At 60.5% G+C, this 14,832-nt stretch carries 13 protein-coding genes, 1 tRNA gene and 1 pseudogene; 7 read left to right on the top strand and 8 right to left on the bottom strand.

Annotated elements, in window-relative coordinates; all coding sequences use genetic code 11:
* From NW838_RS14875 to NW838_RS14890, 4 genes and pseudogenes are all read left to right on the top strand, one after another.
* Positions 1 to 951, top strand: a pseudogene (locus NW838_RS14875) (hypothetical protein); the annotation flags it as partial.
* Complete coding sequence (locus NW838_RS14880; protein WP_414356662.1) at positions 948 to 2,078, top strand: hypothetical protein; 1,131 nt, start codon at positions 948 to 950, stop codon at positions 2,076 to 2,078. The pseudogene NW838_RS14875 and the gene NW838_RS14880, both read left to right, overlap by 4 nt.
* Positions 2,079 to 2,217: 139 nt before the next feature.
* Positions 2,218 to 3,030 (top strand): hypothetical protein, encoded by an 813-nt coding sequence (locus NW838_RS14885; RefSeq protein WP_414428305.1) that lies wholly within the window; start codon positions 2,218 to 2,220, stop codon positions 3,028 to 3,030.
* Between the two features lie 101 nt (positions 3,031 to 3,131).
* Entirely contained in the window at positions 3,132 to 3,974 is an 843-nt protein-coding gene (locus NW838_RS14890) for a universal stress protein (protein WP_414356665.1), read from the top strand.
* Positions 3,975 to 3,982: 8 nt separating this feature from the next.
* On the opposite strand, the gene NW838_RS14895 is transcribed toward NW838_RS14890, so the two are convergent.
* The 4 genes from NW838_RS14895 to prmA all read right to left on the bottom strand — a co-directional run bounded on the left by NW838_RS14895 (position 3,983) and on the right by prmA (position 8,679).
* A complete protein-coding gene (locus tag NW838_RS14895; protein WP_414356666.1) occupies positions 3,983 to 5,575 on the bottom strand; it encodes a hypothetical protein in 1,593 nt (530 codons plus the stop codon).
* Positions 5,569 to 6,867: a histidine--tRNA ligase gene (gene hisS / locus NW838_RS14900; RefSeq protein ID WP_414356668.1), complete on the bottom strand. Its 1,299-nt coding sequence runs from the start codon at positions 6,865 to 6,867 to the stop codon at positions 5,569 to 5,571. The genes NW838_RS14895 and hisS overlap by 7 nt, the downstream gene beginning before the upstream one ends.
* Positions 6,868 to 6,964: 97 nt before the next feature.
* A complete protein-coding gene (locus NW838_RS14905; protein ID WP_414356669.1) occupies positions 6,965 to 7,813 on the bottom strand; it encodes a 16S rRNA (uracil(1498)-N(3))-methyltransferase in 849 nt (282 codons plus the stop codon).
* Positions 7,789 to 8,679, bottom strand: a complete 891-nt coding sequence (prmA, locus tag NW838_RS14910; protein WP_414428310.1) for a 50S ribosomal protein L11 methyltransferase — start codon at positions 8,677 to 8,679, stop codon at positions 7,789 to 7,791. Before prmA ends, NW838_RS14905 begins: the two co-directional genes overlap by 25 nt.
* Before the next feature lie 453 nt (positions 8,680 to 9,132).
* Here prmA and NW838_RS14915 point away from each other — a divergent pair, with 453 nt between their 5' ends.
* Complete coding sequence (locus NW838_RS14915) at positions 9,133 to 9,993, top strand: hypothetical protein (protein WP_414428306.1); 861 nt, start codon at positions 9,133 to 9,135, stop codon at positions 9,991 to 9,993.
* Here NW838_RS14915 and NW838_RS14920 read toward each other — a convergent pair.
* Both NW838_RS14920 and NW838_RS14925 read right to left on the bottom strand, forming a co-directional pair.
* A complete protein-coding gene (locus tag NW838_RS14920; RefSeq protein WP_414356673.1) occupies positions 9,990 to 10,739 on the bottom strand; it encodes a phycocyanobilin:ferredoxin oxidoreductase in 750 nt (249 codons plus the stop codon). The two genes, NW838_RS14915 and NW838_RS14920, sit on opposite strands and share 4 nt — an antisense overlap.
* Positions 10,740 to 10,950: 211 nt before the next feature.
* Positions 10,951 to 11,037 (bottom strand) — tRNA-Ser (locus NW838_RS14925).
* A gap of 151 nt (positions 11,038 to 11,188) precedes the next feature.
* Here NW838_RS14925 and panB point away from each other — a divergent pair.
* The gene (gene panB / locus NW838_RS14930) at positions 11,189 to 11,974 is read left to right on the top strand and encodes a 3-methyl-2-oxobutanoate hydroxymethyltransferase (protein ID WP_414428307.1); all 786 of its coding nucleotides are present in this window, start codon (positions 11,189 to 11,191) and stop codon (positions 11,972 to 11,974) included.
* Between the two features lie 117 nt (positions 11,975 to 12,091).
* Here panB and NW838_RS14935 read toward each other — a convergent pair whose 3' ends face one another.
* Positions 12,092 to 12,511 carry a hypothetical protein gene (locus NW838_RS14935; protein ID WP_414428311.1) on the bottom strand — a complete coding sequence of 140 codons (420 nt, stop codon included), beginning with the start codon at positions 12,509 to 12,511 and terminating at the stop codon, positions 12,092 to 12,094.
* A gap of 166 nt (positions 12,512 to 12,677) precedes the next feature.
* On the opposite strand from NW838_RS14935, the gene NW838_RS14940 reads away from it, so the two are divergent.
* Positions 12,678 to 14,303: a hypothetical protein gene (locus NW838_RS14940; RefSeq protein ID WP_414428308.1), complete on the top strand. Its 1,626-nt coding sequence runs from the start codon at positions 12,678 to 12,680 to the stop codon at positions 14,301 to 14,303.
* On the opposite strand, the gene NW838_RS14945 is transcribed toward NW838_RS14940, so the two are convergent.
* On the bottom strand, positions 14,297 to 14,832 hold a 536-nt coding region (locus NW838_RS14945; protein WP_414428309.1), incomplete at its 5' end, for a glycosyltransferase. The genes NW838_RS14940 and NW838_RS14945 overlap by 7 nt on opposite strands.

The following is a 14,832-nucleotide window of genomic DNA, read 5'->3' on the forward strand; positions in this document are numbered from 1 at the left end:
TGGCTGTATGTGAACTGGCTGTCGGCAGGGGATCCCTGGGCTTTCACCTACCAGGTGGGCAGCGGTCTGCGGCTGCCGCAATTGCGGGAAGACTTGCAGCAGGCGGGTGGCTGGCGGGGGGTGCTGGAGGCTGGGAAATGGCTGGCGGTGCTGGCCCCTGCCTATCTGCTGTTGGGGCTGGGATCCCTGCTGGGCCGAGGCCCGGGTCGCTGGGTATGGGCTCTGGTCTGGGGGATGCCGCTGGTCATCCTGCTGGCTTCTCTAGGGCAGGGGCTGTTTTTGCGGGAGCTGAGCCGCTTTGGCCTTTTCTGGGTGCCGCTGCCTTTGCTGATGGGCGCCTACTTGTGTCGCGGAGCCGGCCCCGGCTGGGCTAAGCGCCTGTTGATCACTGCCCTCTTGGGGTTGAACTGCCTCACTGCCGGTTATGGGGTGAGCCAAGAGCCGGGTTTCCTCATGCCCCTGGTGGCCGAGGAGCGGGATCTCTGGGAGCGGCTGGTGGCAGGGGTAGTGCCCCTTAGTGGCGAGTTGGAAGCTGCCCAAAACCTGTATGAAGTAACCTCTGCTGGGCAAGCCCTAGAAGACTGGCGGAGGCTGCGGCAGGAAAAGCGCCAGGTTGGGCAGTATCTCTATCGCCACCTGTTGCCCGGGCGAAAAGTGCTGGTGGACGACGACATCCACTTTGAGGCTATCTTTTGGGCAAGGGATCCCCGCTCTTTCCTTACTCCTCACCAGTACGAGTTTGCCCTGGCCCTTCAGCATCCCCAGGAAAGGGTGGACTACCTCTTGGTAGCGGGGCTGGCGGATCCCTTGCGGAGCGCCGATCGCATCCTGCAATTTTGGCCTGAGCTCAATTTTGAGGGGCTGCCGGGCTTCAGGGAGGTTTATAGCTCCCCCCAAGTGCAGCTGTGGGCTCGCCAACACCAAGAGGAACCGCAGGAGGAGAGGAGATGAAAAGGAGACGATCCTGGCAGCGGCGACAGGTGCTGCAAGCGGGCGGAGCGCTGCTGGCTGCCTATGGGGTTGCCGGCTGTGGCCAGGAGTTTTTGAGTCAGCAGGGGAGTCGCAGCCCGGAAAATGCCGAGACGGGAAGCATGAACTTGTCAGAGCTGCTGGCCCGCTGGCAGGTGGGCATTGGCGAGGATCCCGGTCGCTTCCTCTGGGAAATCGAGTCGGATCCGCAGGTGGCGGCAGTGGCGCAGGGGTGGGATCCCCATTTCCTGAGCGGCTGGCTGAACAGCTTTGATCACCGCCAGGGGGATCTCTCCTTTTGGCGCAACTGGCACCAGGCCGGGCTTTTGCGGCAGTGGTTTGAGCGGGGCTATACCCTCCACATCATCACCTGGGAAGACGACACCCACCGCCCCTGCGGCGATTACCACATCTCCAAGCAGTTTGTCCAGGATGTAGCCGAATTGGCCGGCTATATCGCTCAAGCCAACCCCCAAGGCCGCCCTACCTATTGGAGCCTGGCCACGGAGTTTTCCTATTGGCGGATCCCAGCAGATACCTACAACGCCGACACTGCTCCCTACTACCAAGCCCTGATGCGCAATGTCCTCAAAGCCCGACAGGCCATCAAAGAGCGGCTGCCAGAGGCCGAAGTGGCCCTGTGCTGGGGGGGCTGGATTGCCACCTTTGACGACCCTTCCCAGGGGGCAGGCCGCAGCATGGTGGAGCCCTTTGCCGAGACCATGAGCCAAATGGACGGGATCGCCTTCCAGTCCATGCGCCAGCGGCGGCCAGGGGAGTTTAACCCAGAGCTGAACGGCCCGGATCCCGGCAACCCAGAGCAAATCCGCCTCTGTTGCCGCCTGTTTTCCCCTATCCACTCCAACCTGATGTTGGCCCACTACGAGCCCTCCATCAAAGACAAGCACCCCAGTGGCGGACGGGCCGACACTGTCCATACAGACTTTCAGCTCATGAGCCAGCCGGAGTGGCTGCAGGAAGTGTCTCAACTGGGGCTGCGGCACCTGTCCTTGATGCACTACGGCCTGTATAAGGGGGATCCCTTCGGAGCGCTGACCGCCGCTCGCCAATTCCGGGCACAGGTGGGCCTACCGGCTGCCACCTCATAGTTAGCAGTCGTTCCAAAGCCGGTTTTGTCCCGGATCTTGGCCCAGAGCTTGATCCTGGGGATACAATCCCCCTGAAACTGCCGGGATCCCTGCCATGGAGAAGCTGAGATTTCTAAGGGCAAGCCTGCTGGCGAGTCTAGTGGTTAGTGCAATGCCGCCGGAGCTGCCGGCCTGGGCAGGATGCGGTTTTCCCCGCGGTGCCGGCAAGACTTTTTTTTCGCTGCAGCCGGAGGTCTATCGGCCTCGCACCCGCTTTGACCAGGGGGGGCAACTGGGGCCTGCTCTCTCAGAATATGGGGAAACCCGCCTCAACCTCTTTGCGGAGACGGGCCTCAGCGATCAGCTCACCCTCAATCTCAACACCAGCTATGTTTTCCTGGAAAACCGCTTTGCCAGCGGAGCCGATACCATCACCCAGCGCAACCAGGGCCTACGGGATCTGGAGCTGGGCCTACGTCATACTTGGGGAAACGGGGATCCCTTCCTTTCGGCCCAATTGACGGCCTTGATCCCGCCGGGATACGCCACCCGAGACATCCCCCTGCCCTTGGGGTACGGTGTTTTCGGCTACGATCTCAAAGTTGGGGTGGCGGCCAATACCCAGTTGGGATCCCTGCCCGCCTTTTTCGACTCCTGCCTCACGTTCCGAGATTACTTGGGCTATCCCGGGGATCGGGTCAAGGCCAACCTGACCTTCGGGGCAGACCTGACTCCTGAGCTGCAGGCCATCCTGGCCCTGGATGGGGATTTTACGTTGGGCAACGGCGCGCCTTTGTTGTTCGGGGATTTGGCCGTTCAGGATCCCGACTACGACAACCTCAAGCTTTCGGGCCAGCTCAACTGGCGGCTGGAGGGAGGGTTAACGCTGGGCTTGGGAGGGTTTCAATTCTTGACCGGCCGCAACACCAATGCCGGCGGCGGCTTTACCGGCTATGTGTGGCTAAGTTACTGAAACCAAACAAAATGTTGCAGGATATCCCCTACGGTAACAGGGATCCGCAGGGGCAGATCTAGGATGAGTCTTGGCAACTGTTGGCCAGGAGAACGGATCCCATGCCTCGATTTGAGAACCTCATTGCCGCTATCGACGGCAGCGGCCCCACCGAGCAGATGGTGCATACCCTCTTGTCTTTGCCGGCCTTTGCCCAGTGCAATGTTACGTTGCTGCATGCGGTGCCTTCCCAAACGTCTGCCGAAGAGATGCGGGCTGCCTGGCAACGGGGGCAGGAGCTGCTGGCCAAAACCCTGCAAAGTTTTCCAGCTCGGCCCGGTGTAACCATTGGCACCCAACTGGTGGAAGGGGATCCCAAAGTGGTGGTGCTGCAGGTGGCCGAGTCTATGCCCAATCCCTTAATTGTCATGGGATCCCGGGGACGCAACCGCATCCTGGCCATTTTGCAGAACTCGGTGAGCCAATATGTGTTTCAGCTTGCCTCCTGCCCCATGCTGTTGGTGAAAGACGACGCCTACATCAAATATCCCAGCCGTGTCATGGTGGCCCTGAACAGCTCCCCCGCTGCTCAAGCTGCCTTTGCCACTGCCCTTGACTTGATCTCCGGCATTCAAGGGGCCCAGATCTTCCTGGCCTCTGTGCAGTTGGATGCCGACAACCCAGGCAGAGATGAGGCTCTAGATCGGGCAATCGATACCCTCAAAAACCGGCAAATCGGCCACCAAGTGTTAACTGCCGTCGGGGATCCGGGCACAGAAATTGTCCGCTTAGCCGCCGAGAGCAACGCCGATCTGCTGGTGATGGGATCCCCTGACCGCCGACCTACCATTGCCCGCAGCATTCCCGATTTGGATCGGCTGCTGGGGCGTTCCATCTCCGACTATGTGCGGGTGCACATCGGCTGCCCAGTGCTGATGGTGCGCTCCGTCCAAGACAGCGACTGAGCCAGGCTTCAAGGCAGTATGGAGCGGCGCTCTGTAACTCGGTCACTCTGCTGCTGACGATCCGGGCTGACGGCCCAAGCTTCAAAGATCAGCTCAGGGACTCCGGGAGGGATGGTCATGCGGGTGAGGGCTTGCCACTGCCCCTGCTCGTCACGGGAGAAGTCCAGCAACCAACGGGGGCCATCCACCAAAGAGCGAGTGCGCCCGTGCTTCACCCAAAACTTGATCCAAAAAGGGGCTTGATGGCCTGCAGCAGGGTTGGTCGTGGGGGGCAAGCGCAACACCACATCGAAATTGTCTCCGGCTCGGAGTTGCTCGGGCACCACCAGTTGGGGAGTTGGACAAACCCCAGGCGGAGCGGGGGGCAGCAGCGAGTTTTCAGAGGGAGCTACAGGGCTACTCGGGATCCCGGCTGCCGCTTGCGTTGGCAAGATGGCCTCAGCTTGGGGTGGTGGGGAAGGGGAGGAGATGGGCGATGGCAACTCTGCCGTCTCTGCTTCGGGTAGGGGCTGAGCGGAGGGGTTGGGCGCAGATGGCAGGGGATCCTTTTCCGGGAAGGAGCGGAGGGCTTGGGTCTCGGCGGGCTGAACGGGCGAAGCTGAGTCCTCCTCTCGCTGTTGCTCGGCAACGCTGACGGAAATGGGGGCGCTGTGTTGCCAGATGCGCAACAGCTTTTGCAGGGTGCGTTCGGGAGACAGCAAGGTTAAGGGGGGGTCTTCCCGCAACCGGGCCAGTGGGATGTTTGTTGCTCCCCAATACTGACGCGGAGGGGAGGCGGGAGGCAGCTCTCCGCCTTGTTGCTCCGCAACGCTGACGCGAAGGTCTCGACAGCGGACGGAAAACGGAATCGTCAAGGGCTGGGAAGGCCGGTCTGCATCCCGCCAGGAAGAGGGAGTGAGGGCCAGTTCCCCCCGCAAAGGACGGGTCCAAACGCGGCTTGGCAGGGTGATGGGAATGCTGAACACCGCCGTTCGGGCTTCAGCGGGAAATTGAATTAGCCGTTGCCCCTCGAAAACCGTGCTCTCCTCGCCTTCCTGCCAAACCCGTACCCGCAGCTCGCCGCTGCAGCCGATCCGCCCCGTCAACACCAGCACCTCATCCGGGGATCCCTCCAATTCGCTGTGCATCAGGGAAAACAGCTCCGCCGGGATGGCGGCCTCTTTTTTCTGGGGGGGCTCAAACCCGGCCTCCACGGGCGCAGGGATCCCCCGTTCCGGCTCCAGAGGCGCGGGGGCAGGCACAACCTGAAAACGGAGACAATTGTTTAACTCGGTTTCGCCGAACAGTTCTGCGATCAAGTCGGCATCTCGACAGTGCAATTCCCAAAACCCAGGGGTGAGGTGGCTGGCGGGCAAAATAATGCCGATCCCTTCATCGTTGGTGCGCACAGAACGGGTTTGGACTTGTGGGGGAGTCGGGGCGGTGTCAGGGCCCTGATTCTGCGACGACAGAGGACGCTGCCGGACTTCCACCGTGATGGTGAAGTGGGGCTGAGGCGAACGGGCAACAATGGTGTAGGTATCTTCTTCCAGAACTGCGCCCTCGGCTGGTACCGGCTGCCAGTCTTCTTGGCCGTCGCGCCGAACCCAAAAATTCAACATGGCTCCATCACCTTAGGTGCTCCGCACTGCTGACCCGAATGGTATGCCAGATACTTAACCAGATCGGCTTGCAAAAGGGTTTGCTGTTGCCCTGTAGGCAGGTGCTTAAGCTGTACCTCTCCGGCCACAGCTTCTGCATCCCCCAGCGTAACAGCCCAAGTTGCGCCGCTGCGGCTGGCCCGTTTGAACTGCTTGCCAAAGGCGCTGCCGCTCAGATCCAGCTCGGTGCAGAAACCGGCTCGGCGCAGCGCTTGAGCGATCCGGAGGGATTGGGCCTCAGCCTTCGCCCCACGGGAGATCACGTAAACCTCGACCGATGTTGGCGGAGCCTCCCCTTGTTTCTTTTGCAACAGCAGCACCAGCCGCTCCATGCCGATGGCCCAGCCCACCGCTGGGGTAGAAGGTCCGCCCAGCTCTTCCACCAAGCCGTCGTAGCGACCACCCCCACAGACGGTACTCTGGGATCCCAAGTCAGGTGAGACGATCTCAAAGGCGGTGTCGGTGTAGTAGTCCAGGCCCCGCACCAAGTAGGGATCCAACTGGTAGGGAATATCCAACATCTGCAGGTGAGCTTGCACCTGCTCGAAGAAAGCCCGCGATTCTGGGCCGAGGTAATCCGGCAGCTTGGGGGCCCCCTCGGCAATCTCGCGGGTGCGGGGATCCTTGCTGTCTAGAATGCGCAGCGGGTTGCGGGTGAGGCGCTCTTGGGAGTCGGGATCCAGCTTCTCCCGCAAGGGAGTGAGGTAGTCCACCAGGGCCTGGCGATAGGCCCGCCGATCCTGCAGATCCCCCAGGGAATTGAGCCGCAAGCTCAGGTTCTCCGCCCCCACCGCTTGCAACAGCTCCCAGGCCAAGGCGATGACTTCCGCATCGGCGCGGGGATCCCGGCTGCCCAGCAGCTCTACCCCCAACTGGTGGAACTGGCGTTGCCGCCCCGCCTGGGGACGCTCATAGCGAAACATCGGCCCACAATACCAGAGGCGTTGCACATCTCCAGCCGTTTGCAGCCCGTGCTGGATGTAGGCCCGCACCACACCTGCTGTGTTCTCTGGGCGCAGGCTCACCTCTTGCTCGCCACGGGTGCTGAAGGAGTACATCTCCTTGCCCACCACGTCGGTGGCACTGCCAATGCTGCGGGCAAAGAGCTCCGTCAACTCCAGGATGGGGGTGCGAATTTCTTGGTAGTTGGCCCGTCCCAGGATCTCTCGGGCGCTGGCTTCCACCTGCTGCCAGAGCCGCACCTCCTGCGGCAAAATGTCTCGGGTGCCTCGCACCGCCTGGATCGTCTCCATTCCCGTTCTCCCTCGCTAGGGTGGCCTTGGCCGCGCCCGAAACCACGGCCTGCTGTAAAGGACTCCGTCCCGCTCACGTGAACGGCTTCATTATCGATTATCGGCGACAGCGCTCCCCGTCGCTAACGAAGCCCAAGGGCTCTGAATCCAAGCTCCAGTCCAAAAAGGACTCCGTCCGAGTGGCGCGAAAGGAGTAGGTGGCAGCAATTTGGCTGGTGGCAACAACAGCGGCGGTGGTGGCTCGCAAGATGGTAGGGCCAAGGGAGACGCACACCCCCCCATATTCCTCAGCTTGCCGACGTTCGGCAACGGTCCAGCCCCCTTCTGGGCCAATGGCTATGGCCAAGACGGGATCCCTGAGCTTTGGCAGGGCTTGCACCAGCGGGGGCGCTTTGTGCCGAGCCACGGCTATACCCCACCAGAAGGACTCCGTCCGAGTAGCGCGAACGGCTTGCAGCTCCGCCAGCCAACTTGTCCAAGGGGTGGGGGGATCGACCTGAGGCCAGCGCAACCGCTCACATTGTTCTGCGGCCTCCCGCACAATTTTTTGCCAGCGTTCCTGCCGCCCAGATCCCGGTTCCAACACCGTGCGCTCTGTCAGCAGGGGGGTAATTCGCGCCACCCCCAGCTCGGTAACCTGGCGGAGCACCTCGTCAAACCCCTGCCCTTTGACCACCGCCAAGCCCAGATGCAAAAAAACGGGCAATTCCCGCGGCAGCGTCTCCACCTCGCCCACAATTTGGGATCCCTGAGCCTGCCAATGGGCCGCCCACAGCTTGCCTGAGCCATCCAGAACCAAAAAGGGATCCCCCGGCCTGAGGCGGCGCACCCGCTGCAAGTAGTGCTGTTGCGGGCCGGTTAAATGGAGAACACCACTCGGATCCCGCTGCGCCGGGTCAATCGCCAATCGGGGCAAAGCGCTCAGGTCATGCGTGCGTTCAGACAACACCATTCCCCCCGTCGCCAGAGGGCTGCCACCACCCATTCGTTGGCCTCCAGCATCTCCGCCACCAACTTGGCCTGCTCGATGAGGATGCCGCTGAGGATCAGCCATCCCCCCTCCTTCACCACCAGCCGAAACTCCGGGATCATATCCAGGATCACATCTGCCAGGATGTTGCACACCAGCCCATCCACCATTTCGGGAATCTGCTCCAGGCTGCCCTGAGCCACCACAATGCGATCCGTCAGGCCGTTGAGATCGCGGTTGTGCATCGTGGCTTGCACCGCCAGGGGGTCGATGTCCACCGCAAACACCCGCTTCACCCCCAACAGGGCCGCCGCCAACGACAGAATCCCGGATCCACAGCCCACATCGGCCACAGTCACTCCCTCGGCACCCCCGCCGCCCTCCAGGCGCATCTCCAGCGACTCCAGACAGAGCTGAGTGGTGGGGTGAGTGCCCGTGCCGAAGGCCATACCGGGATCCAGCCGCAACAGGTGCCGACCGGGGTGAGGGGGCGGATCCAGCCAGGCCGGACAAATGAGCAACTTGTCCCCGACCCATTGGGGCTGCCAGTGCTGCTTCCAACTGCTGCTCCAATCTTCCGCCTCTATGCGTTCCCAGCGCAGCTTCGGAACCCGCTGACCGGCAATGAGGGCATCTTGCTGCAGGCGCAGGGAGAGGGCTGCCAAATCCAGGAGGCTGACGTGAGGCCAAGGCAAATAGGCGTGAATGCAAATCTGATCTTCGCCATAGGCTTGGCTGGTCATGCCCCGACAGCCAAAACTCTCCAGCCGCCAAAAGATCAGGTCTTCTTGGGCAGGGGAGGCGATGAGACTGAGATCCCACCAAGCACCAGCGGGGTCCAGCGCTTGTGCGGGCGAAAACGGAGTGGGATTGGCAACAGTTCTGCTCACAGGGATCCCTTCACAAACCTAGGGAAAAACCAAAGTGATGGCCAACAAGATAGCGCTTCATGTCACCCAGCCGGCCAGCACTCAATGCGGCACTTTATATCAAAAATTGCAGCGCTCTGCTCAATTCATAGTTTAGGCTTATTCTGGCTATTCTGGGATTGAAAGGCTCACAGCGTCGGTTCAGCAGCGAAGAAGGGAAGGATCCCCCCAATTGGGGGATGCCCCCACTGGCTCCTCAGATGCCCAGCTTAGCCCTATGAGATAAATTGAACTGAAAAGCATTGGACAAGAATTGGATACAGCGTCGACATTCGTTTCGAGCCTCAGTGATTTTGCGGATAAATGAGGTTTGGCTGGGGCGTACTGAGCAACGATGGAGAAGGAGCAACGCAGGTGGCGAGGTCGATGTCAACTGATGAGCAATCAGCACAGCAGGGCACTCCCCAGCCCAAGGTGGCTTCTCTAGGAGTTGCCGGGGATCGGGAAGCGCGGAAGAGGGCTGCCCATGAAGATCTTCAGCCGCTCAAAGTCAGCACCCGCAAGGACTCCGTCCCGCTGACGCGATCCGCTCTGATGCGGCGTTTTAACCAGAGCTTTCCGCCTTTTTACAGCCAGTTTGTCAGCAGCGAGGTGCAGGCCCAAAATCTGCGCTTGGCCTACGCCCTCTACCAAACCCGCAAGGCGGTGGTACAGGTGCAGGACGAAGGTCGCAAGACGGTGGTTTGTCTGGCCTACCGTAATCGACCTTCCCTGCTCAGCGATCTGTTTGGGGTGTTCACCGCTTTTAATCTCTCGGTGCATGGCATTCATCTCTATGGGCAGATCTACTCACCGCACCTGGTGTTTATCCGCACCATTGTCTCCCGCGATGGCCACAGCCTTTCTTCCCAAACCAAGCTCAGCCTAGAACGGGCTATTCACGAATGCCTGGCGGGTGTGTTTCGCGTTCATGAAACCTTGGCGCTGGAGTTTGATCTCAAGGCCGGACTAAAAGACGTGCAGGTTTCTTTTTATTTTGACCCGGTGTTTCATTTGCCCACACTTCTGGTGGATGTGGACAACCAGCCGGGCGCGTTCTACCGGGTGATGACGGTTCTTGCGCAGGAGGATTTGACCGTTGTTAACCTCAACTTGATGCTCCGCCGCAAGCAGACGCGCTTTATTTTCTACTTGCTGGGGCCGGATTCAACTCCAGCCATGCCGGAGTTCCTGGGGCAAAAATTGGCCTTGAGCATCCAGCAGCGGCTGCAAGGGGATCCCGTCTAGATCTGCACAGGACTGGGAGGCAAATCGAAAAGGACGGTGTTCATGTAGCGCTCTGCCCAGGCGGGACCGAAGGCTTTTTCCAAAACGCGGCGGGTGCGGTCGTTCTGCTGTTGCTGGCTGCAATAGCGCTGCTGCCCCTGGTAGTGGGCCAAAATTTGGTCGGGATCCGTCTGCGGGGGAATCTGTTGCGCCAACCGACAGTGAATTTCCAAGTAACGGCGGGCAAAGTGCAAAAAGCGGTCGGCCTCTGCTTCGTCGGCAGGACGGACGAACAGGCAGTAGGGAGAAAAAATCGTGCCCCACTCCGGCAACCGGCGCCGATGCTGGAAAGGGGCCAGATGGGATCCCAACGCTTCCAGCTCTTGGATATAGAGATCGGGCAAGCTGGGGGTCACCGGCGAGAGATCGACAATGGCGGCGCTCACCTGTCCGCGACCGACCACAATGTCGCAACCGAACAGCGGCAGCGGGTACTGCGGCTGCGGAAACATAACGCAATGGAGAATGTCCAGGCTTTGCCCGGCCTGGGCCAGCTCCAGGTGCAGTTTGCGAAAGGGATCCCCTTGGTAGCAGCGGTTTTCAATTTGCAATTTCTCACCCTCTAGGCGGCCTTCCACGTAGCCCAGATCTTCAGGCAGAGGATAGGGGGCTAGGGTGAGGGTAGATCCCCAAACGTTCAGGATTGCCTCAGATAAGCCCTGAATGAGCGGATGCAGTTGGGCAGAGAGAGCAGGAGCGGTGAACATAAGACTCTAGAAGAAAGGCTGAGAAACCCGTCCACGCTTGAGGGGTGGCCCCCTTCAATTCTTCAAAAGTGTCAAAAGTGCTGTGCCCAAGGCAGGGGAACTGCACCGCTGACCTGAAGGGATTGGGCGAAAGCTTCGACCCATTAAGCATCACCTCCAAGTACAGCCCATCTCTGTCCGATAGCCGGTACGTTATCGGATTACATGGTAACGGAAGGGGTGGGATTCGAACCCACGGTGACCTTGCAGTCACAACGCTTTTCGAGAGCGTCACAATCAACCACTCTGTCACCCTTCCAGTCAGCTGTGGGGCTTTACCATCTTAACGGCAAACCGAGTCTCCTGCTTCTTCCCAGCCTCAAAGCCAAGCTTGCTTCCCCCACGGGATGCGGTTGATGGGAAAGTGCTCCGCACCGCTGGCGGGAACGCCCAGATGAGATCATGGAGATATGGCTGCTTTATCCATTCACCACTTTCGCCAGGCCAAGCAGGCGGGTCAACCTTTGGTGGCCCTCACGGCTGCCGACTACGCCACCGCTCAGATTTTGGATCAGGCTGGGATCGACTTGATCCTGGTGGGCGACAGCTTGGCCATGACCAACTTGGGGTATGCCAGCACCCTGCCCCTGACGCTGGAACAGATGCTCCACCATGCCCAGGCCGTGCGCCGCGGGGTAGAACGGGCCTTTTTGGTGGCTGACTTGCCCTTCTTGACTTATCAAGTCCACAAAGAACAAGCTCTCCTCTCAGCAGGGCGGTTGATGAAGGAGGCAGGAGTCAACGGAGTCAAGCTGGAGGGGGGCTACCCCGACATGGTGGAAACGGTGGCCTTTCTGGTGCAGCGAGGGATCCCGGTTTTGGGTCACATCGGCCTCACTCCGCAGGCCAAACATCAACTGGGGGGCTATCGCCAGCAGGGAAAAACCACTCCGGAGGCGGAGCGTCTGCGACAAGAGGCCCTCAGCCTGGAACAAGCAGGGGCATTTGCCCTGGTTCTGGAGCACATGCCGGCGGAATTGGCTGCCCAAATCTCGGCCCAAGTGGGGATCCCAACCTTGGGCATTGGGGCCGGGCCGGCTTGCGATGGTCAGATTTTGGTCACCCACGATCTGCTGGGGCTGAGCGAGCGGATTCCCCCTTTTGCCAAGCCCTATACCAACTTGAGGCAGGCAATCCGAGAAGCGGTGGAAGCTTTCGCCGACGACGTTCGCCAAAAAGTGTTTCCCCCCCGCTGATCCCTTTCAAAATCCGGGCAAAAGTGCTACGCCTGCGACACCCTATGTTGCTACGCAACGCTTATGCGAGCCGGAACCGCACCGCTTCCGTCAAGGCTGGGCAAGGATAGGGCGACCTCAGGGATCCCTGAGCAGCACCGTCCCGGTCACCACAGCGCTTTGGCCCAACCGGTCGAAGACCCGCAAGCTGAGCAGGTAGGAGCCGGGCACCAAGCTCAGGGGAGGGCGAATGCGGAAGCGGGTTGTACAAGACACCTCTCCCGACACACAATTCACCTGCGCTGCCGAGAGCGTCTGAACCTCAATCCCCGACCACGACACCTGAAACGCCAGCTCCGCCGGGATCCGGCCCGGCACCGATACCGAAACCCCCAGCTCCAAAAAGCCGTTCCGATGTACCACAGAAGGGATATCGCTGCTGGTGATCAAAGGCGGCGGCGGAGTACTGGCCGTCAGCGCATCGGCACCACAACCGACCAAGGCCACGCCCAGCAGGCCCAGCGCCCATCCCCAGGATTTGGATCCCAGCTTCATCACAGGGTTCAATCTGAAAACTCACCTTCTCAGTATAGAGGGTGGGGATAACAGGCTTAGCGTCCTTTTCGAGAAAAACTAAAAATTCACGCCACATATAGTGGCAAGCTGGATTTTTGCCCAAACCATCTGCTACAGTAAGGCCCATAACCTGTCGAGCAGCCTGGATATGGAAGGGGAAGAAGAGCTAAAAGCTTTGCGGGCGCGTGTGCGCAACTTAGAGCGATCCCTGGCAGAATCGGAAGCGCTGTCGCTGCAGCAGATTGAGTGTACCCATCGCCTGGAACGTCAACTGCTGGAAGCGCAGGCACAGATTCAAGAACGGGATCACGCTCTGCAAGCCTGTCAAGAAGAGAAAGCGCAGCTGGCCCAGCGCCCTACCCTAGAGGCTTTTCAGCTTCAGCAACAGCACATCGAAGAACTGCAGAATCTCCTGTGGGAAATGGAGCGCCGTCCAACGCTGGAGCACTACCACATTCTGCAGCAGCAGTTGCAAACTAGCCAGGCGGAAATTGAAACCCTCAAGGCGGAATTGCAGCGGCGCGTCGATCCGGCCCGATTTTACCAACTGCAGCAGGAGCTCCTGGAACTGAAACAGCAGGCCAACCAGTTGGGAGAATACGCCGTCAAGCTGCCGCAGGTACAGCTTTTGCAAGCCCAATTGCAGCTCCGCATACAAGAGCTAGAAGAGGAAAAAGCGCAACTGCAAGCGCAAGTCCAAGAGTTGGCCGCTCGACCTTCTGCCCAAGAACTGGAAACCCTACGGGCAGAGCTAGAGGCTGCCCACCGCCAAGCCGAAGCCGAATGGCAACGTTTGAAGACCCATCTGGAAACCGAAAAGGCACACATGGAAGCTGACCTGAACACCGCCCGGCAACGTATTCGCGAATTGGAAGAGCGCCCTACCCCAGAGCAATGGGCACACTTGCAAGCGGAGTTGGATCATCTGCGCCAACAAGCCTCTTTTGCCAAGGCCGAGCGGGCCACCTTGCTGGAAGAGCTGCAGCAGAGTCAGCGGCAGCAGGCCGAGCAAGCCCAACAGATTGCCAAGCTGGAAGCGGAAGCAGCCCAGGCCGCCCACCTCAGGGAGACAGAGTCCTCGCAGGCGCAGCGAATCCTGGTCTTGGAGGAGCAGGTGCAGGCTTTGACTCGCGAGCTTGGTGCTTTGCGAGCCGAGCGGGATCAGCTTATCCAAGAGTTGGCCCAGCGTCCCACCCTTGCCCAGTGGCAGGAAGTTCAGCAGCAGGTGCAGAGCACCCAAGAAAGCCTGGAAGAAGCCCGGCGGGGGCGAGAACTGGCCGAGGCCCATCATCTGGTCAGCCAAAAGCAAATCGAGAAGTTGCAGCAGCAGGTGATGGCTTTGAAAACCGAGTGTGTGCAGGCCCACGCCTACGCGCAAACCCAAGAAAAGGAAGTGGCCCTGCTGCAGCAGCGCAATCAAGAACTGGAAGAGCAACTGGCCACACTGCGTCAGTCGGCCTCCGCTTCCCCTCAGCCAGCGGTTGTCGAGCCCAGGTCGAATCATCGGGCCCAGGAACGGATTCCTGCCGCGGCTGACGAGTCTGCTCCTTCCCCGGCGGCACCCAACAGCCGACCCACCACTTGGAGAACACCCACCACAGGGATCCCGCCGCTCACCCTGGACGAGCGGGAAGAAAGTGCCCCGCTCGGCTGGCGCCAACGGACAGAAAGGCTCCTGAAACGCTCCGCTTTGGCCGCTTCACGGGCAGGAGGGGAAACGGGCAGTCGCAACCGGATTGAGTTGCCGACTTTTGTGCAGCGGCGGCCCTACTGAGCGCTCCATTCTCGGGGATCCAACCGTTCTCCGGCTTGAAAACGAGGCCAAGCCCAGCGCAGCAGGGATCCCAATTGGGCGTGAAATCGCTCCGGGGCAAATTGCAGAGCATGGGCCCGAATCCGCCGGGGATCCCAGTCCTGTCGATCTGCCTGGCGCAGCCCTTCCACCAACGCTTCCACACTGGCTTCGGGGATGAGGATGCCGGTTTGGCCGTGGATGACCGTCTCCCGGACACCTCCCCGGTTGAGGGCAACCACAGGACGACCACAGGCTTGCACCTCCACCGGCACCAGGCCGAAATCCTCCTCCCACGGGAACAGCAGCACCCGGCAATGGGCCAACAGCTCCTGCAGACGGGCTTGCGGTTGATGGGGCAAAAACTCCACCTGCGGCCCCGCCAATCGCTTGAGCCGAGGGAGCTCCGGCCCTTCTCCCACAATCAGCAGACGACGACCCAGCCGTTCACAGGCGGCAATTGCCAGATCCACCCGTTTGTAGGGAACCAATCGGCCCGCCACCTGGTGGT

It is taken from the genome of Synechococcus sp. R55.2 (assembly GCF_047462075.1).
Lineage (GTDB): Bacteria > Cyanobacteriota > Cyanobacteriia > Thermostichales > Thermostichaceae > Thermostichus.